Genomic DNA, 18,630 nt, shown 5'->3' with positions numbered 1-18,630 from the left:
GCACGGTTTTACTTTCCTTCAGTTAGCTTTTCCATTTCCGTAATGACTTCTTCAAATACGCTCATGGCTTCGCGAATCGGCTGCGGAGAGGACATGTCAACGCCAGCTTTCTTCAAAATATTGATTGAATAATCACTGCCACCGCTCTTTAGGAAGCCTAAGTAACGGTCAACGGCTGGCTGGCCTTCTTCCAGAATCTGTTTCGAAAAACTGGTTGCTGCCGAGAAGCCGGTAGCATATTTGTAGACATAGAAGCTGTTATAGAAATGAGGGATTCGTGCCCATTCCATTTCTATGTCTTTGTCTACCTTCATGCCAGGTCCGTGATATTTCACATTCAAATCATAGTAAATCTCCGACAAAAGCTGCGGTGTAAGGGATTCTCCCTGTTCAGCACGCTCATGTACAATCTTCTCAAATTCCGCAAACATCGTTTGACGGAATACTGTTGTACGGAATTGGTCCGCATAGTAGGTGAGAAGGTACATTTTCTCTTTTGGATCGGTAGACTTGTTCAGCAAATAATCCATCAGCAAGGCTTCATTAGTAGTGGAAGCCACTTCAGCCAGGAAAATGGTGTACTGTGCATCCCGGTACTTCAATGCGTTGTCTGAATAGTACGAATGCAGCGCATGCCCCATTTCATGCGCAAGCGTGAACATGCTGTTCAGGTTATCTTTATGGTTCAGAAGCACATAAGGGTGGGTGCCATAAGCTCCCCAGCTATAGGCGCCTGTACGTTTATTTTCATTTTCGTATACGTCAATCCAGCGCTCATCATAGCCTTTTTGCAATGAAGCCAGATAGTCCTCGCCCAGAGGCTTAAGGCCTTCTTTGGTTTGCTTTTTGGCGTCTTCATACGTAATGTCCATCTTGTATTCGTCCACAAGCGGAGCGAATAAATCATACATATGAAGCTCATCCACACCTAACAGCTTCTTACGCAGCTTGATATAACGGTGAAGCAGGGGCAAGCTTTCATGAATCGTATCAATAAGATTCGTATACACTTCTTTCGGAATATTATCACCGTATAGTGACATTTCCAGTACGGAAGGGTATTTGCGAACACGAGAATAAAAAATATTTTTGTTCACATTAGCACTCAATGTAGAGGCAATCGTATTTTTATTTTTGGCATATGTGTCATATACCGCTTTAAAAGCACGTTCACGTACTTCACGGTGTGGACTTTCGAGAAATTGAATGTAGCTGCCATGAGTCAGCTCGACCTCTTTGCCATGCTCATCCTTGATTTTCGGAAACTTCAGATCCGCGTTGTTAAGCATCCCAAAAATTGTTTGCGGGGCTTGAGCCAGATTGCCAACTTGAGCGAGCAGTGCTTCTTCTGTTTTGCCTAAAATATGCGCTTTTTCCCGCTTCATTTCTTGAAGTGTAAACTTATAATCCGAAAGCTTCGGATCTTCAATGAAGGCATCAAGCTGATGATCGGGCAGCGCCAAAATTTCAGGTGTCACGAATGAAAGAGACTCGCTGACTTCCACGCCTAGTTTTTTAGCTTTTTGCGAAAGACCCTGATATGTAGGTTCAGCCGTATCTTCATCATGGTGAAGATGGGCATACACATATACACGCTCGGTTTTAAGTGACAGCTCATCTTCGAGTTTGAAGCAGTTGCCAATCGCTTCGGCTGAATTGAGCTTGCCTTGGAATTGAGCAGCCTTTTTGGCCAATTGTTTGACTTCTTCGTATTCTTGATCCCATGCCTTGCGGTTGGGGAACAGGTCTTCCAGTTTCCATGTATTTTCCACTGGCGCATCAGCGCGTTTTACAATTTCACTCATGGAGAGCCTCCTCTGATCGAACGTAATGTGGGATAGGGCTGCGGCGGTAAGGGACGGATGCCAAAACGAAGAAACCGCCACGCTTACCGTAAGCAGCAGGGCAAGAGGTTTTACAGGATGCATGTAACGGCATATCCTCCTTATACCATGGCTTGTTATGCCATAGTATGACCTTTTGCCCCTGAAAGTATAATTTTCCTTACTGTGGGTTGGAACCTATATTTAATAAGCTGTATACAATAAGATAAAAGGCAAGGCAAATCATGATTACGGCAGTGAGGGCCATCCACTTTTTGAGAGGAGTCGGTATCGTTTCACGCTTCATGATCAGCACTCCGCCCAGCGTGAAGGCCAGAATAATGAAGATGAGATAGCTGTTGGACACCATGAATAGGCTACACCTGTTTGAAAGCGTTCATGATCCGCTGCCACTCTTCCTCATTATCTTGAAAGGACTGCTTGGGGAAACGATTTTCAGCCCAATGCATCAGCGCCGGACGGCTCAAAAACGTGTGAGCTTCCTCGCCCCAATCATCAGATATTTCCCGCAGAACGATGTAACGGCCCTGCACCTCGACAGTCATCATATTCCACTTGTCTTTTTTGTATATTTCGTGTTTTTTCATCATATGCATGTCTCCGATTTTATAGATGTTTTGGTTCATGATACCGCAGTTTCTGCCGCAAAAGCAAATCATTCCAGACCGTAAAACCCGGAAAAACACCAATTGCAATGTGAAAAAGCATGAAGTATAATATGGATATTCGCCATAGATGGCGGTATTTTTAGGAGGTTGTTCACTTGAAAGGTACAGTTAAATGGTTTAACGCAGAAAAAGGTTATGGCTTCATCCAAGTGGATGGTGGCGAGGATGTATTTGTACATTTCTCCGCAATCCAAGGCGACGGTTTTAAAACTTTGGAAGAAGGTCAAGATGTTGAATTCGAAATTACTGAAGGCAACCGTGGACCACAAGCAGCTAACGTAATCAAACTGTAAGTGTAACTGAATTGTAAGAAATGTTCCGTTTTTACGGATGTCTTATATATTACGGTTAAACGATGAATTGAGAGCGCAGTTCCTTACATTTAAGGAGCTGCGCTTTTTTGCATAAAAACGTTTATGATATGAGAAGGTTGGGCCGGAATAGGGTATTATACGTAATAAAACTAAGCGTGAGTTATCTTAAGTTGAGGGAGCTGAGAAAATGAGTGCAGCAGAGGCTAATCGTAATCCTTCCCTGATTGAAGGCCCTATTGCCAAAACACTATTTATGTTCTCTTTGCCGATGCTGTTCGGAAACATTTTGCAATCCTTGAATGGAACGATTAATTCAATCTGGGTTGGGAAGTTTCTGGGAGAAGCCGCATTGACTGCCGCTTCGAATGGAAATATTATAATGTTCTTTCTGATCAGCTCGATTTTTGGAGTCACCATGGCGGCCACTATTCTGATTGGACAACATATCGGAGCGGGTGACATAGCAGAAACGAAGCGTGTAGTAGGTACAAGCGCTGTCTTTTTCCTGGTGCTTGCTTTTGCTATAGGTATTATTGGGTTTTTGGGCTCACCTTGGATTCTTCATGTACTCAATACGCCTGCCGAATCAGTCGATATGGCGATCACCTATACGCGCATTATTTTCGCGGGTATGCCCTTTTTGTACGGCTATAACTACATCATGACCGTAATGAGAGGGGCTGGAGATTCCAAAACACCATTTTATTTTCTGCTCGTTTCCGTCGTACTGGATGTTTTACTCAACCCACTACTCATATTCGGATGGGGGCCGATCCCTGCTATGGGCATCGGAGGCTCCGCCACAGCTACCCTGATTGCTCAAGGGATCAGCTTTGTATTGATTCTCATTTACCTATATCGTGTAAAATACTTTCTGCGCATTACATCTTCAGAGCTTCACTTACTTCAATTTGATTGGAAGATTATTTGGACTCTTATTCGTAAAGGAGTCCCGATGGGACTGCAGATGATTGCTGTCTCCACCAGTGCGATTGCTGTAATGAACCTGATCAACGGCTACGGGACAGTCGCAGCGGCAGCCTATACAGCAGCTAACAATTTGTCCAGCTATGTGCAGATGCCGGCCATGGCATTAGGTGCAGCCGTATCTTCCTTCGCCGCTCAAAATATCGGAGCCGGACGCTGGGATCGAGTGCGCAGGACAACCTGGATTGGGATTGTGTATAATTTTGTATTGACTGGTGGGGCTGTAATATTCATTTACGTATTTAACCGTCAAGCCTTACTGATGTTTCTTCCTTCTACGGGAGGGGCATTGGAACTGGGTATGCAGATTAATCTGATCACCTTGTGGTCTTTTGTTATATTCGGTATTACCAATGTCATTACAGGGGTTGTTCGATCTACGGGCTCTGTAATGGTGCCGCTGTTCATTACCATTATTTCATTATGGGGCATTCGTATACCTTTGGCCTATGCATTTGTCGATGAGTATGGGCTGGATGCTGTATGGTGGAGCTTTCCTATTGGTTTTACGATCTCCGCCGTAGCAGTTATTTTCTATTACGTTTTCGGAAAATGGAAGCAGGCTAGCATGGGAGAGGGAAACCAAGGCATGAAGCTGGCCGAGGACAAGGGATAGATAGGACAATTCTACTATTTGCGATTAAAGTTTTATAAGGGTGGATCTAGTTTGACTGTTATTTTTGGCTAATTCAGTGGCACGGCTACAAAGCGTTTTTGTGAGAAGAGCTCATTTTTCTTGAATAGTAAAGAAAAAAGTGAGGTTGTTCATTTGTGCTAAAAGGTCGATCATATTATAATGAATATGGTTTGGATAGGTATAATTACGTAGACAACAATGTGGAGGCACCGTCATTTGAGTTATGTTGAGCAAGGACGTTATCAAGTACCGAGAGGCCCCATAGGTCTAATGAGCCGAATGTACAAGCACATTCTCCCTGAAACGAAACAAGAATTGAGTAACTGGAAGAGCAAGGCCGAACAAATTCCGGACCCTGAGCTGAGAAGTCAGGCGCTTGCGAGCATAGCAGAGAAGACGTTTCACTGCGTGGGGGGAGCGGTTTATGCTGCAGCCAATATGTCTGACCGGCAGACGCTAATTCCACTGATTGTGGCGTACCAGACGATTAGCGATTATCTGGACAACCTGTGTGATCGCAGTACGTCGATGGACCCGGATGATTTCAGGTTGTTGCATCAGTCGATGCTGGATGCGGTTAATCCGACGGCTAGGCCAGTGAATTATTATGAGTTGCGTCGTGAGCAGGAGGATGGCGGTTATTTGACCGGGCTGGTGACAACCTGTCAGTCTTGTGTAAGCAGGCTTCCGGGCTATGAGGCGGCAATGCCTTACGTTCAGGATTTGGCGCGATTATACACGGATTTGCAAGTATACAAGCATATTAAACCCGAGCTGCGGGAACAAGCGCTTTTGGACTGGTGGTCGATTCATAAAGATCGTACACCCGAGCTGCGCTGGAACGAGTTTGCCGCGGCTACTGGCTCAACCCTGGGGGTCTTTATGCTGTTTCTTGCTGCCAGCGACCGGCATCTCACAGATGCGGGGGCTGCCTCAATACATGCATCGTATTTTCCACATGTGTGCAGTCTTCATATTTTGCTGGATTATCTAATCGATCAAGACGAAGACCGGAAGGGCGGAGATCTTAACTTTTGCAATTATTATGAAGATACCGACATGATGCTGGACCGGATCGCCTACGTTGTGAATCGGGCGCGGGCTGATATTGCAGATGTCCCTGCCAGCTCCTTTCACCGGATGATTATCGAGGGATTGCTGGCTTTATATTTATCCGACCCCAAAGTTAGTGAGCAGCAGGATGTTCGCGCTGTTTCGAGACGTTTAATGAAAAATAGTCCGCTCATGCGTTTGTTTTTCTTATTAAACAGTCGATGGATAAGAAGGCTTATATGATTATTTTGAGGAGGTCATAAATCATGACAGCAGTTAAGAAAATTGCAGTATTAACAAGTGGTGGAGATTCACAAGGGATGAACGCGGCAGTTCGCGCCGTCGTGCGTAGCGGATTGTATTTTGGACTGGAAGTATTCGGGATTCAACGTGGATATCAAGGCCTTTTGAACGATGATATTTTTCCAATGGACCTGAGAAGCGTCGGAGATATTATCCAACGTGGGGGTACTGTACTTCAATCTGCAAGATGTCTGGAATTTACGACTGAAGAAGGTCAGAAGCGTGGCGCTGAAATTTTGCGTAATCGTGGAATTGACGGCGTAGTCGTCATCGGTGGCGACGGTTCTTATCAAGGGGCTAACAAGCTGACCAAGCAAGGCATTAAAACCATGTGTCTTCCAGGAACAATTGACAATGATATTTCCTTCACAGACTACACCATTGGTTTTGATACGGCGGTAAGTATTGTAGTGGACGCAATCAACAAGCTGCGTGATACGATGTCTTCCCATGAACGTTCTTCCATCGTGGAAGTTATGGGACGCCATTGTGGAGATATTGCTCTCCATGCGGGTCTGGCTTCCGGTGCAGAAACGATCTTGGTACCTGAGGTAGAATTTGACCTGAATGAAGTATCCGATCGGATGAAACAAAACTTCAAACATGGCAAACGCCACAGTATCATTATCGTTGCTGAGGGTGTAGGCAAAGGCGAAACAGTAGCCAAAGTAATCCAAGAAAACTGTCCGGATTATGAGCCTCGTGTTACAGTGCTTGGACACATTCAACGTGGAGGTACACCAACCGCGTTTGACCGCAACCTGGCAAGCCGTTTGGGTGACTTTGCTGTTCGTCAATTGATTGAGGGTGTATCTGACAAAGCTTGCGGAACGATCGACGGTAAGCTGGTAGCTACAGATATTGGCAAGGTTGTAAGCACCAAAAAAGATTTCAACATGGAGCTTTATGAGTTGGCTCTGCGTTTGTCCCAATAATAAGAACCTTTACGTTTAGTAGATGGGCTCTGATATGGGGAAAATTAAAATTATGCGGATGACCTGAGTCATCCGCTATTTTTTTAGCTTTGAATAGGGGGCAGGAGGTAATCATGCATGTATTTATTCAAAATGGAAGTGGACAGCTCGGAAGGAGCACTGACCGTCATTCTTGCTGCTGAGAATGAGGAACAGGCATTTGAGGAAATGGACCAACATGTGGAGAGACACTTTTTATATCCCCCCGAGTTAAAGGAAGTGGCTATCGTAGAGAAGAAACGAATTACTGCTGGTGTAGCATATGTAATCGAAACACGCAAAGACTAAATAGCCTTTGCGTGTTGTTTTTGTTCGGCAAAACGATGTTGCACTCTTACCAAACGCCAGAGAAGTAAAATGGCGCCTACGGCCAGACCTGTAATCAAGCCAATCCAGTAGCCGTAAGGTCCCCACGTGGTCCAGCGTGCGAGTATATACCCTACAGGAAGCCCAATTACCCAATAGGACAGGAATGTGAGTAAAAAGGCCGGATTGACATCTTTATACCCGCGTAGCGCTCCTTGTGTTGGTGTAGCGACAGCATCAGAGATCTGAAAGAAAATCGCATAGATTAAAAAGTGCTGGGCCAATTGAATGACCTGCAGGTCAGTAGAGTAAAGTCGAGCGACCTGTTCACCCCAGATAAGCAGTATAATAGCTGTAATCAATGATAGGCCTACTGCGCTGCTAATGCCCATTACGCTATACGTTTTGGCATCTCGTGGACGGGAAGCTCCTGTTTCAAATCCGACCAAAATCGTAAGTGCCATGCAAATACTGAGTGGAATCATATACAGCGTAGATGCAAAGTTCATGGCTGCCTGATGAGCGGCTATGGTAGCTGTGTTATAGCTGCTCATGAAGAGCGTGACAGCTGAAAAGACGGCAGTCTCAAAAAATATAGCAAATCCAATAGGTACCCCGATTTTGATAAGCTCTTTTAAAGCACTGGCCGCAATCCCGTATATTTTGCTAAAGATTCGGTATTCGGCAAATATTTTCCCCCGATGTGCAGTAAAACCAGCGACCAGCATAATAATCCAGTAGGTGGTAGCCGTTGCTACCCCGGAGCCTACACCCCCCAAACGGGGAAAACCCCAGTTACCATAAATAAGTAGATAGTTCAATAAAACATTGATGGGCAATGACATGAGCGTGATCAACATCGTAAAACGGGTCTGTCCTAATGCATCCATAAAGCTTCGGAGCACAGTGTAGGCAAATAGAGGGACAACACCAAAGGCCATCGCACAAAGATAGTACAGAGCCACATTATGAACTCTCAATTCCAGATTCATACCGTTTAATATAGGCTTTACCAAAATGATGCCAGCAATTAAAACGACGATGGATAGGGCGAGAGACAGCCAAAGAGCCTGAATGACATAGTAGGAGACTTTATCTTTGCGTTGTGCACCCACCAATTGGGATACAATGGGGGTAATAGCCATAAGTATGCCATTAAGGCCTGTTTGTACAGGGACCCATAGGCTTACTCCGATAGCTACTCCAGCTAGATCGGCAGGGGAAAAGTGTCCCGACATATTCGTGTCGAAAAAAGTCATGGCAGATAGTGCAAGCTGGGTAATCAGAATAGGGAGCAAAATGTAAAAAAGCTGCTTCCATTTCTGTCCCATGGTTAGAGTCAATTGCATTTTTGTTATCCTCATTTACTAGGGTTTGATTATTTGTACATATCATAACATGTAAATTTTATTGTAAGGGATACTGCAACAATTGAACAGCCATAAAAAAGACTGCATCCGTTCGTCAAACAACGGGGCAGTCTTCGATAATAAAGATATAAGTTCTAAAATTCGTATAAAAAAAGAGGAGTCAGAAGGATAGTTATTTGTAGGTTACTCCGCTTGTATAGCGGTTAGTGGCATTCCAGAGTAAATATTCGTCCACCTTCATGTCCTTAAGCGCGCGAATTTGGTCCTCGACTTGTGTTTTCCCATATTTGGCATAATGTCCGCTTCCTAACCAACTTGCGGTAAAATCCTGAATCCACGGACGAATAATTGGCTTTAGCTTGCCTGTAGGATCGAGTTTTTTGTGTGTATCGGCCATGGAGCCTTTGATCGTCTGGTAGGGGTTTTTATCTGGGTCCTTTACACCAAACCAGCCTGTTGTATAGTGACTTGGATAAACCATCGGTGAAATGACATCCACATTTTCAGAAATTTTAGTGAAATCCTGTCCGATACCCTCGGCAGCAGGAACGGATGCGGCATATCCGAAAATATCTACTGATACCCTCACACCTAGTGGAGCAAGCTCTTTACGGGCATATTGTACGAATTCAGCGACCGTATCCGAGCGGGATTGATCGGATTTGGTATATTTTAGTTTGTCTGCTCTTTTTTCAAAACCTTCAGGGAAACGTACATAGTCAAATTGGATTTCCTTAAAACCGAGTTTTGCTGCTTCCTTGGCAATGGCGATATTATAATCCCATACTTCTTTATTATAGGGATTGACGAACCCATCTCCCTTGCCGTTTTTCCAAACAGAGCCGTCAGCATTGCGGAAGGACATCTCAGGATTTTTGTTGGCCAATACCGTATCCTTAAATACAACAATACGAGCAATCGGATAGACATTATGTTTTTTCAAACGGTCCATCAAACCGGAAATATCTTTAATGAATTTTTGCGGCTTGCCCAATTTCAGAAGCTCGGGGTTGGTCGTTGGATAAGTGATGTAACCTGCATCGTCCTTAATATCGATAACCATAGAATTGAGCTCTGTCTTGTCCAGTAATTCGAGTAGCTGAGTCATACGTGAACCGCCTGCGCTATAGGCTGTGACATAGATACCTTTAATAGCTGGCGTGGTCGGCTGTGGGTCAATTTTAACCGGCGGATTGGAGGCATCTACCTTTGTATTACTGTGTTGTGCCTGGATCATGGCACTGCTGATTGTCGTTGCCACCGTATCTTTTACATTTGGAGCGTTGGCTGACTGGCTCCCGTTTCCGCCTATTCCCATTGCCAATAGCATAATTGCCCAAATCATATTCATTTCCTAACTCTCTCCCTTATGTATGGCGCTTACCTGATTATACGTAAAGTTATGGATCGAAAAAACAACACGCTTGTAACCAATACTGGTATCATCAGGCATAGTCTTACATGATTAACCTAACTATCGCTCGATGAATCCGTAAATAGGCATAAATAATGCCGCTCTCTTCACGGTTGTGGATGCAACCGGAAGAAGCGGCACTTGGCAAAAAAATTTATTGAAGATAGTTATTGTCTTGGTGCTCACAAATACTGTACTGAATAATTTCAAGCGCATCCGTTGGCTTGAGTATGGACAACCCGTCTCGAAGCACAATCATCGAGTTTAGCTCATTCTTTTTGAGAGAAGGGAGCATTTCCGGGTACCATCTTAAGACAATGTCGGACAGTTTTACCGTTTCCATTTCCACAAAAATCACCCTTTCCTGCTCGGAATCATTCCAAAAGAATCATTCAATACGATTCGGAAAAGCAAAGTGCCTGTGAAATAGCAGGTAAAGCTGGTCTTTATATACTATGGGAACAGCGCACATATAGTGTACCACAAAAACAGTATTTTGACACTTGGGTTTGTGCTTATCTTCGGCGGAATGAACCCATTACACCAACCGTTTCCACAATATTGACAAAAGCAGAAGGGTCTACTTCCTTAATGATGCGTTTTAATTCAACAAGCTCGTAGCGTGTCGTAACAGTCATCAGCATGTCCTTTTCGGTATGTGAAAATGCACCTTCAATTTTTATTTTGCTGACACCTCGTGGCGTGGTCAACATTCGGCTGAGTAGCTGGTCAGTGTGCTCTGTAATGATGTAGACGGTGATCTTCGTATGACTTACATAGATTTGATCCAACACTTTACCAGTCACAAAAATGGATAACATAGAAGCCAGTGCAATATTCCAATCATCGTTCAAATATCCTGCTGCGAGAATGACCAGTCCATTCATGCCCACAAGTACAGTTCCGACGGGGAAGTCACGATATGTGGTAACGATGGAACCGATTATGTCAAAACCGCCCGTAGACCCCCCTACCCGAAAGGAAATTCCTGCTCCAATGCCTACCATGACCCCACCAAAGACAGAGGCCAGCAGGGGATCAGACACAACAGATTGTACGGGTACCCAGGCCAAAATCCACGTGGTAACGATAACCGATAGAATGCTCAGACTAATAAAACGCTTGCCTAAAATAAACCAGCCTGCAATAAGCATTGGGATATTGATGATAAAATACATGGTGCTGATATCGAATTTTGTGAAATAGCCAATTAGCATGGAAAGTCCGGCTACTCCCCCGCTCAGTAAGTGATGTGGGACGAGAAACAGATTAAAACCGCATGCTATGGCAGCGGCTCCAAGAATAACAGTTAAGCAGTTTAACACTATTTTTAACAACTTTTTTTCACCTCATTTTAATTATACAGAAAGCAACTTACTGGTATTCATGAATTGTTCTGTGCTATAATGCGATGTGGATATTCTTGAGTAGGGACCTATGTCCAGAGAAACACTTAAAATTTAAACTGTTTTAAAAAGGATAAATTCGTTTAAGATGTATCGGATAGGGTTCCCCGAATTCATTACAGAAAGATGCAGTTATAGAGTTAAATAAACTGTCACTGTATTGGGGAAAACTTATACAATAATATCGCTACTTAAGAATACAGACAACATTGTGGATTGTCCACCACATCCACCATTATGAAGGAGTTTGAATAAATTTGACGACATTTGCAGAATTTGATCTTGAACCGAAGGTAATTCAGGCGATTACGGAGCTGGGGTTTGAAGAAGCAACACCTATTCAATCCAAATCCATCCCGATTGCATTGCAAGGGAAAGACATGATTGGTCAAGCCCAAACGGGTACGGGTAAAACCGCTGCGTTTGGTATTCCGATGATCAATAAAATTTCTAAGAACGATGAAAAAATCAGAGCCCTGATTATGGCTCCAACACGTGAGCTTGCTATTCAAGTGGCTGAAGAAATCGAAAAACTCTCCCGCTTTAAAGGTCTTCGCACTTTGCCGATCTATGGTGGACAAGATATCGTACGCCAGATTCGCGCTTTGAAAAAGAAACCTCAAATTATTATCGGTACACCAGGACGTTTGCTTGATCATATTAATCGTAAAACCATTAAGCTAGAAGACGTGAACACCGTTGTTTTGGATGAAGCAGATGAAATGCTGGACATGGGCTTCATGGAAGATATTCAGTCCATTCTGAAGCAAGTTCCAGACGAGCGTCAAACAATGCTGTTCTCGGCTACAATGCCTCCTAACATTAAAAGATTGGCTGAGCAATTCCTTAAAGATCCTGAGCATGTATCCGTTATTCCTAAACAAGTTAGTGCTCCGCTGATTGATCAGGCCTATATTGAAGTTCCTGAGCGTCAAAAATTCGAAGCATTAAGCCGTTTGATCGACATGGAATCCCCAGAACTTGCTATCGTATTTGGTCGCACTAAGCGCCGGGTAGACGAGCTGGCTGAAGCTCTGCAAAAACGTGGTTATTCCGCAGACGGTTTGCATGGTGACTTGTCTCAAAACCAGCGTGATGCTGTTATGCGTAAATTCCGTGACGGAAGTATTGACGTACTCGTAGCGACTGACGTTGCTGCCCGTGGTTTGGACGTTTCTGGCGTAACTCACGTTGTGAACTTTGACCTTCCGCAAGATCCAGAGAGCTATGTTCACCGTATCGGACGTACGGGACGTGCAGGTAAAGAAGGGGAAGCTTGGTCATTCGTAACGCCTCGTGAAATTGACCATTTGCATTTCATTGAGCGTGTAACCCGTCACCGCATTCCACGTAAGCCTCTTCCAACGTTGGCAGAAGCTCTGGAAGGCAAACAACGTATCATCGCAGAACGCCTTCTAGAGGTTGTAGAAAAAGGCGAGCTGAACGAGTACAAAGGTTTGGCTATTCAAATGCTGGAGCAATATGATTCTGTACAACTACTCTCTGCAGCTCTGAAGCTGATGACTGGTGAGAAGAGAGAGGCATCTATTGAGCTGACTCCGGAAGATCCGATCCGTGCAAAACGTCGTAAACCAGACGTGCGTTCTGGCGGACGCAAGCCTTCCAACTATAGTGGACGCAGCAACGGTGGCTACAATTCCAACCGTGGCGGTAGCGGCAGTAAAGGTGGATACGGCGGTTACAACCGTGGCAAAGAAGGCGGTGGCTACAACCGTGATTCCGGAAGCCGCTATAGTGGAGATCGCAAACCACGCCCGAGCAGCAATGGCGAAACTCGCCGTCCTGCAAGACGTGAAGATTCCTCTTCTGAATAATAAGAAATAAATGATTAAAAAAGTCGAAGCTAATGCTAGCTTCGGCTTTTTTGATCGGTAAGTATGAATTTTATGGGATTTACTTTAATGGATCACGTATGGATTTCACTAGCGCTTTAGGGATGAAATACGGTATGATATAGTCAAGAGCCGGAATTAACAGGCATAGCAACATAAGTCTTGGAACTGCCAAGGCTTGCGGAGGGAGAGACTAACATTGGAATTTAAAGGAGCTATGGGGGGGATTTACCGCCTAACCGAGTGGATTACCCGGCTGGCGGCTAGCAATTTGTTGTGGGTGTTATGTTCATCGCCTTTTGTATTCTGCCTCATACTGAAATTACTGGTTATGAATCAGAATTTGGCGAATGAATCGTTACAAATGAACTGGGCGATGGCTATTTTGGCACCGCTTACTTTATTTCCAGCAACATCGGCTTTGTTCTCAGTGGTTCGCAAATGGGTGATGGGCGATACTGATACAGGCGTGTTTCGTACCTTCTTTAAAGGATATAAAGAGAACTATAAGCAGAGTCTGATTGGGGGTATCTTTTACACGTTACTGTTTGTCGTCATGTATGTGGATTACACTGTATATATGACACAGCTCAGCAACTTGCAAATCGTGGGCGTTATCATGCTGATCCTCATCATTATTTTGCTTGTGTCTATGTTTAACTTCTTTTCGATGGTAGCTCATTATCATATGTCTACCGGACAAATTATTAAAAATGCGGTTTTATTGACGCTGATTCGACCATTCCGTGTATTTTCCACCATGCTCGGCAGCGCCGTTGTTATATACATTGGAGTTAAATATCCCGTGCTTTTCTTATTCTTCATCGGCAGTGTAGTTGCCTGGTTCGCTTTTTTTAATTTTTACGGAACCTTCCTCAAAATGCAGGATCAAATGGAGAAAATGAAACAGAAAGACGAAGAAAAGGCAACCATTGAAGACAAGAAAAGTGATAACCTCTAAAAATAAAACATATTTCTCCTAGCATTTACTTTCTGAGTGAGAAGCGCTATAATAAGGTCACATCCTGCGATGCACGTTACGGTCATTTGTTGTTTTGAACCAATGACAATGTCTAGGGAGATCTATACGAATGAATAGCTGAAAAGCCCTGTCAATTGCTGACAAGGGGACTTCAAAAGTTTATTCTGCGGTCACCCACCTGCTAAAGCAGGTTCAGAAGACGCTATGGTCGGACGGCATCGGCGGGTACTCCATAATGTAATGAACACACTCTGGTACTGCTTATGCAGAAACAGGGTGTTTTTTGTATGCAACAATGTTAAACTAAGACATGAGGTACTAAGGTCGCATACCACAGGCATGATCGGACTCAATTTCGGTTGTTTATCGTGTTTTATAAAGCGCTTGCAGCAGAGGAAGCCGATGTGTCGTATGATAGGTAGCGATTATCGTGAAGGAGGAAATGTCTTGTCGTTGAAGAGGACTCTGGTAGGGATTGGGCGCAGCCAAGAAGGTACAAGCGACCGGGTCAAGGACCCCCAAATGAAGACACGCTATTATAACTTATCTAGAGACAAGGCTTGGGAAGAAGTATCATCTATCTTGAAAAAGATTCCTGGCTACAAGGTACTCCATGAGGTAGCATCCGTAGGTGAGATTACGTTGGAGAAGCGAACGGCGTTCGGCAGAACCGTCGACATTACCGTTTCTATTTTATCTGTCTCGCCAGTTCGAAGTGCGGTGGATATTTATTCTGCTTCACGTGGATCGTTAGGGGACTTGGGTGCGAATTACCGCATTATTTTGCAACTGTTCGCTATGATCGACAAGAAGCTGTCTGCTTATAAGGTCGTACAGTAGTAGCAGGTTGTGGGAGCAGTGATGTGGTAGACAAACATCAAAAAAAGCGAGGAAGGCAATCCTTCACTCGCTTTTTTTAATATTCGGTCCTGATTTAGACGAGTTTTTTTACAGCTGCAATCGCTTGATCATAGTCAGGATGCTCGGCCATTTCGCTCAAGTATTCTACGTAAGCGATTTTGTCATTTTGGTCAATGACAAAAATAGCTCTATGATCCAAATGGAATTCCTTAATGAATACACCATAAGCTTCACCAAAGGAATGATCTTTGTAGTCGGACAGTGTCAATACGCGATCAATACCAGCCGCACCGCACCAACGAGCTTGAGCGAAAGGCAAATCCACGCTGACCGTCAGTACCACAACTTGGTCCCCCAGGGAGTCTGCTTCCTGGTTGAAACGTCGCGTCTGTGCGTCACACACGCCTGTATCTAGAGAAGGGACAACGCTAATCAGTTTGACTTTGCCTGCAAAGTCTTGAAGCGTAGCTGCTTCCAATAAGTCTTTCTGTAATTTGAAATCAGGCGCCTGATCTCCAATTTTCAGTTCAGGACCTATGAGAGTCAAAGGATTGCCTTTAAAAGTAGCAACTCCTGTACGTTCTTGTGCCATATGTAATAGCCTCCTTTGGTTTTTGGCATTGGTTATCGTTGCCGAAATCTATTATAATCTTTTATAAAAGACATTGTCCAATTTGAATAAGGTGGAGACACCCCATGAAGGAAGGATTGCCTTGATTTTTTTACGTTATGAGAACTGGAAAAGTTATTTACGGTTTTACCCGGTAACCTGTCTGATTTTGCTTATCAATATTGTGATGTTTATTGTACTGACCGTGCAAGGTGGATCGGAAAATAGTTTGACGCTGATCCGGTATGGGGCTTTGATTAATGAGGCGCCATTCACTGACCAGCTGTGGCGGTATGTGTCAGCTATGTTTTTACATGCAGGCTTTGATCATCTTCTGTTTAATTCCTTTGCAATACTTGTATTCGCTCCTCCACTGGAGCGTTTGCTCGGGTCCTTACGATATGTGTTATTGTATCTAGTCACGGGCATTGTAGGGAATATACTGTCCATTGCACATTACAACATGCTGGCGGAAACGACAGTCTCTGTAGGAGCCTCAGGAGCGATTTATGGCATCTATGGGGCGTTTCTGTACGTTGCCTTATTCCAACGTTCCTTGATGGATGATGCTTCGCGCAAAACGCTGTACACGTTGCTTGGGTTTGGTATTCTGTTTTCTTTTGCTGTAGCGAACATTAACTGGACCGCTCACTTTGGGGGATTGCTCAGTGGGTTTTTCTTTTATGGATTACTGATTAGATTAACTGGCCAGCGCAAACGTCACTAAAGACAGCTTTATCGTAAGTTATCAGGGTAAGAAAGAGGATGATGTTCGATGGACATCTTCTTTCGGATGTTGAAAAACAGATTGGAGCGAATATCGGAGTGGAATTACGACAGTTGCAATACTTCATGAAAGTAGCGCAAAAAGAACATGTCACTCAGGCAGCCGAGGAGCTACATGTGGCGCAATCTGCGGTAAGTCGGCAAATTCATCAGCTTGAAGAAGAGCTGGGAGTTAATCTTTTTATGCAAAAGGGTCGCAATCTGCAGCTTACGCCAGTGGGACAGCTATTTTGCAAACGGGTGGAAACGATCATGAAAGACCTGGAGCGGGCTGTTTTGGAAGTGCATGAGTTTTTAGACCCTGAGGGGGGCGAAATCCGTATCGGTTTTCCGCACAGTTTGGGGATTCATCTTATTCCTACAGTGGTGGCTGAATTCCGTAAGCGGTATCCCAATGTTAAATTCAGATTTAAACAAGGAATGTACCCGAGTTTAATTCGTGATGTGTTAGCGGGTGAGGTGGATTTGGCTTTTGTATCTCCTTTTCCAGATCGACATGACCATGTCGAGGGGGATGTGGTGTTAACCGAGGAGTTATTTGCAGTTCTCCCGCCTAATCATCCTTTGGCTTCAGCCGAACACATCACATTGAGCCAGCTTAAGGGAGAAAAATTCATCTTGTTCAGAGATGGATATTCGTTACGCCCGATTGTCTGGCAGGCCTGTCTGGAGGCTGGATTTACACCGGATATTGCTTTTGAAGGCGAAGAGACTGATACGATTCGCGGATTAGTAGCTGCAGGTATGGGGGTTAGTCTTCTGCCTGAAATGGCGCTGTTTCAGACTAACCCGTTGCAACCTGCAAGGGTGTCGATTGTTGATCCAGAGGTGACAAGAACGATTGGCTTGATTCATCGCAGAGATGACAAGCTTCCATTAGTTGCTAAATCGTTCCGAACTTTTCTATTGCAATATTTTGGCCTTCATGGTAATGCTGCTACTTCGAACAAAACGGCAAAAGCAGATTGAGGGTACTAAGTATAGTTTATTGGCTTAAGATCATGAAAAAAAGGTTGTTCCTCTACCGTCATTGGTGGAGGAACAACCTTTTTTGCAACACAAGTGATTAATCCCGGCTATTAAAGATGCCGATTAGGCGGATCAGTTCCAGCAAGGAAACGAGAGCTGCAGCCACATAGGTCAATGCAGCAGCATTTAAAACTTTAGCTATACCACGTTCTTCATCACTACGGATAAATCCTTCAGAAACCATGATTTCCCGTGCGCGATTAGAAGCATTAAACTCAACTGGCAATGTAATTAATTGAAAAGCAACAGTAGCCGAGAAGAAGATAATACCCAGACCGATCAGGTTTGTAAAGCTAAATAAGAAACCGGCAATCAGCAGAAATGGTGCAATCCCGGAAGCAAAGTTTACAATCGGAAAAATCCGGTGGCGAAGTGCCAGCATAGGATAATGCTCTTTATGTTGGATGGCATGACCGACTTCATGGCAAGCCACAGCAACCGCAGAAATGGATTTTTCGTAATAAACGGGCTCAGACAAGCGCACCACTCGTTGTATCGGATCATAATGGTCAGATAGCGCGCCAGGTACTGGCTCAATAGGCACATCGTGCAAGCCATTACGATCCAGCATGTGCCGAGCTGCATCATAACCAGTCAGTCCATTTTCGTTTGGAACATCAGACCATTTGTTAAACGTACCTTTTACACGAAATTGCGCCCATAAGGATAATCCGAACGCAAGAATAATCAATATATACATACCCATCATAAAGCAACCCTCCATTATTATTCATACTACTAGCTCGGGTATCTACATCATAGAACTATGCTCCAACAGATACTTCAAAGCCTCAATACAAGCAGCGCTTTGTGGCAAAAGACCGGTAAGCAGCTTGCGAGCTTGGACAGGCTTGAGCTGTCCGAGAAGAGGTTGTAGTTCATTGACTTCACGCTCTAGACGCTGCATGTGCATTTCTAGACTCGTTAGTTTGTCAGTAACGTGCTCTTCTCCTGCAACGGAGTTCCATTTAATCAGTGTCTGTCTGATTTCCTCGAGGCTATACTTCTCTTGTTTCATTTGGTTAATACGTTCAAGCCTGTTTAAGGTTTCATCATTATAAAGCCGATAATTTTTCAATGATCGTTCTTCAGGCGTGATCAAACCGAGTTTAGTGTAATAATCAATCGTTCGTTCGCTGACACCAGCCGCTTTGGCTAGTTCGCCAATTCGATATAGCTTCATATCCCCATCTGTCTTCACCTCGCGCTCTTCGTTCAATCTTCAATAATAAC

Annotated in this window: 20 protein-coding genes and 1 other RNA gene; 11 read left to right on the top strand and 10 right to left on the bottom strand. The window is 44.2% G+C overall.

Annotated features, from left to right (window positions below):
- Positions 1 to 8: 8 nt before the first annotated feature.
- The 3 genes from pepF to C400_RS0102215 form a co-directional block, all read right to left on the bottom strand.
- Positions 9 to 1,805, bottom strand: coding sequence for an oligoendopeptidase F (pepF, locus tag C400_RS0102225; RefSeq protein WP_017425846.1), 1,797 nt, complete (start codon positions 1,803 to 1,805; stop codon positions 9 to 11).
- A 199-nt stretch (positions 1,806 to 2,004) separates the two neighbouring features.
- Positions 2,005 to 2,193 (bottom strand): hypothetical protein, encoded by a 189-nt coding sequence (locus C400_RS0102220; protein ID WP_016819720.1) that lies wholly within the window; start codon positions 2,191 to 2,193, stop codon positions 2,005 to 2,007.
- 7 nt (positions 2,194 to 2,200) lie between these two features.
- Entirely contained in the window at positions 2,201 to 2,434 is a 234-nt protein-coding gene (locus C400_RS0102215) for a hypothetical protein (protein ID WP_014599632.1), read from the bottom strand.
- A gap of 173 nt (positions 2,435 to 2,607) precedes the next feature.
- On the opposite strand from C400_RS0102215, the gene C400_RS0102210 reads away from it, so the two are divergent.
- From C400_RS0102210 to C400_RS0102190, 5 genes are all read left to right on the top strand, one after another.
- Complete coding sequence (locus tag C400_RS0102210) at positions 2,608 to 2,805, top strand: cold shock domain-containing protein (RefSeq protein WP_016819721.1); 198 nt, start codon at positions 2,608 to 2,610, stop codon at positions 2,803 to 2,805.
- 208 nt (positions 2,806 to 3,013) lie between these two features.
- Complete coding sequence (locus C400_RS0102205) at positions 3,014 to 4,429, top strand: MATE family efflux transporter (protein ID WP_017425845.1); 1,416 nt, start codon at positions 3,014 to 3,016, stop codon at positions 4,427 to 4,429.
- Between the two features lie 237 nt (positions 4,430 to 4,666).
- A complete protein-coding gene (locus tag C400_RS0102200; protein WP_016819723.1) occupies positions 4,667 to 5,746 on the top strand; it encodes a tetraprenyl-beta-curcumene synthase family protein in 1,080 nt (359 codons plus the stop codon).
- 23 nt (positions 5,747 to 5,769) lie between these two features.
- Positions 5,770 to 6,741 carry a 6-phosphofructokinase gene (gene pfkA, locus C400_RS0102195; protein ID WP_016819724.1) on the top strand — a complete coding sequence of 324 codons (972 nt, stop codon included), beginning with the start codon at positions 5,770 to 5,772 and terminating at the stop codon, positions 6,739 to 6,741.
- A 117-nt stretch (positions 6,742 to 6,858) separates the two neighbouring features.
- Positions 6,859 to 7,068 (top strand): DUF3906 family protein, encoded by a 210-nt coding sequence (locus tag C400_RS0102190; protein ID WP_017425844.1) that lies wholly within the window; start codon positions 6,859 to 6,861, stop codon positions 7,066 to 7,068.
- Here C400_RS0102190 and C400_RS0102185 read toward each other — a convergent pair.
- From C400_RS0102185 to C400_RS0102170, 4 genes are all read right to left on the bottom strand, one after another.
- Entirely contained in the window at positions 7,065 to 8,435 is a 1,371-nt protein-coding gene (locus C400_RS0102185) for an MATE family efflux transporter (RefSeq protein ID WP_017425843.1), read from the bottom strand. The two genes, C400_RS0102190 and C400_RS0102185, sit on opposite strands and share 4 nt — an antisense overlap.
- 193 nt (positions 8,436 to 8,628) lie before the next feature.
- Positions 8,629 to 9,807, bottom strand: coding sequence for a putative glycoside hydrolase (locus tag C400_RS0102180; RefSeq protein ID WP_017425842.1), 1,179 nt, complete (start codon positions 9,805 to 9,807; stop codon positions 8,629 to 8,631).
- A 217-nt stretch (positions 9,808 to 10,024) separates the two neighbouring features.
- Complete coding sequence (locus C400_RS0102175) at positions 10,025 to 10,213, bottom strand: hypothetical protein (protein ID WP_014599634.1); 189 nt, start codon at positions 10,211 to 10,213, stop codon at positions 10,025 to 10,027.
- Between the two features lie 172 nt (positions 10,214 to 10,385).
- Positions 10,386 to 11,207, bottom strand: coding sequence for a YitT family protein (locus C400_RS0102170; protein WP_026065345.1), 822 nt, complete (start codon positions 11,205 to 11,207; stop codon positions 10,386 to 10,388).
- Positions 11,208 to 11,533: 326 nt separating this feature from the next.
- On the opposite strand from C400_RS0102170, the gene C400_RS0102165 reads away from it, so the two are divergent.
- From C400_RS0102165 to C400_RS0102155, 4 genes are all read left to right on the top strand, one after another.
- Positions 11,534 to 13,111 carry a DEAD/DEAH box helicase gene (locus C400_RS0102165; protein WP_013370492.1) on the top strand — a complete coding sequence of 526 codons (1,578 nt, stop codon included), beginning with the start codon at positions 11,534 to 11,536 and terminating at the stop codon, positions 13,109 to 13,111.
- A 217-nt stretch (positions 13,112 to 13,328) separates the two neighbouring features.
- On the top strand, positions 13,329 to 14,090 hold the full coding sequence (locus tag C400_RS0102160; protein WP_016819729.1) for a YesL family protein: 762 nt from the start codon (positions 13,329 to 13,331) through the stop codon (positions 14,088 to 14,090).
- A gap of 58 nt (positions 14,091 to 14,148) precedes the next feature.
- A non-coding RNA gene (gene ssrS, locus C400_RS26425) (6S RNA) lies at positions 14,149 to 14,343 on the top strand.
- Positions 14,344 to 14,558: 215 nt separating this feature from the next.
- Entirely contained in the window at positions 14,559 to 14,951 is a 393-nt protein-coding gene (locus C400_RS0102155) for a DUF1499 domain-containing protein (protein WP_017425840.1), read from the top strand.
- A 94-nt stretch (positions 14,952 to 15,045) separates the two neighbouring features.
- On the opposite strand, the gene tpx is transcribed toward C400_RS0102155, so the two are convergent.
- Positions 15,046 to 15,564, bottom strand: coding sequence for a thiol peroxidase (gene tpx, locus C400_RS0102150; protein ID WP_013370495.1), 519 nt, complete (start codon positions 15,562 to 15,564; stop codon positions 15,046 to 15,048).
- A gap of 121 nt (positions 15,565 to 15,685) precedes the next feature.
- Here tpx and C400_RS0102145 point away from each other — a divergent pair, with 121 nt between their 5' ends.
- On the top strand, positions 15,686 to 16,309 hold the full coding sequence (locus C400_RS0102145) for a rhomboid family intramembrane serine protease (protein ID WP_016819731.1): 624 nt from the start codon (positions 15,686 to 15,688) through the stop codon (positions 16,307 to 16,309).
- A gap of 98 nt (positions 16,310 to 16,407) precedes the next feature.
- Positions 16,408 to 17,337, top strand: coding sequence for a LysR family transcriptional regulator (locus C400_RS0102140; RefSeq protein ID WP_025364562.1), 930 nt, complete (start codon positions 16,408 to 16,410; stop codon positions 17,335 to 17,337).
- Positions 17,338 to 17,434: 97 nt separating this feature from the next.
- Here C400_RS0102140 and C400_RS0102135 read toward each other — a convergent pair whose 3' ends face one another.
- Both C400_RS0102135 and C400_RS0102130 read right to left on the bottom strand, forming a co-directional pair.
- On the bottom strand, positions 17,435 to 18,106 hold the full coding sequence (locus C400_RS0102135) for a zinc metallopeptidase (RefSeq protein WP_016819733.1): 672 nt from the start codon (positions 18,104 to 18,106) through the stop codon (positions 17,435 to 17,437).
- Between the two features lie 42 nt (positions 18,107 to 18,148).
- A complete protein-coding gene (locus C400_RS0102130) occupies positions 18,149 to 18,580 on the bottom strand; it encodes a MerR family transcriptional regulator (protein ID WP_023988024.1) in 432 nt (143 codons plus the stop codon).
- Positions 18,581 to 18,630: the final 50 nt, after the last annotated feature.

Source organism: Paenibacillus sp. ICGEB2008 (assembly GCF_000307675.1).
Lineage (GTDB): Bacteria > Bacillota > Bacilli > Paenibacillales > Paenibacillaceae > Paenibacillus > Paenibacillus polymyxa.
The sequence above is the reverse complement of the archived record's forward strand: the minus strand, read 5'-3'. Positions and strand labels throughout refer to the sequence as shown.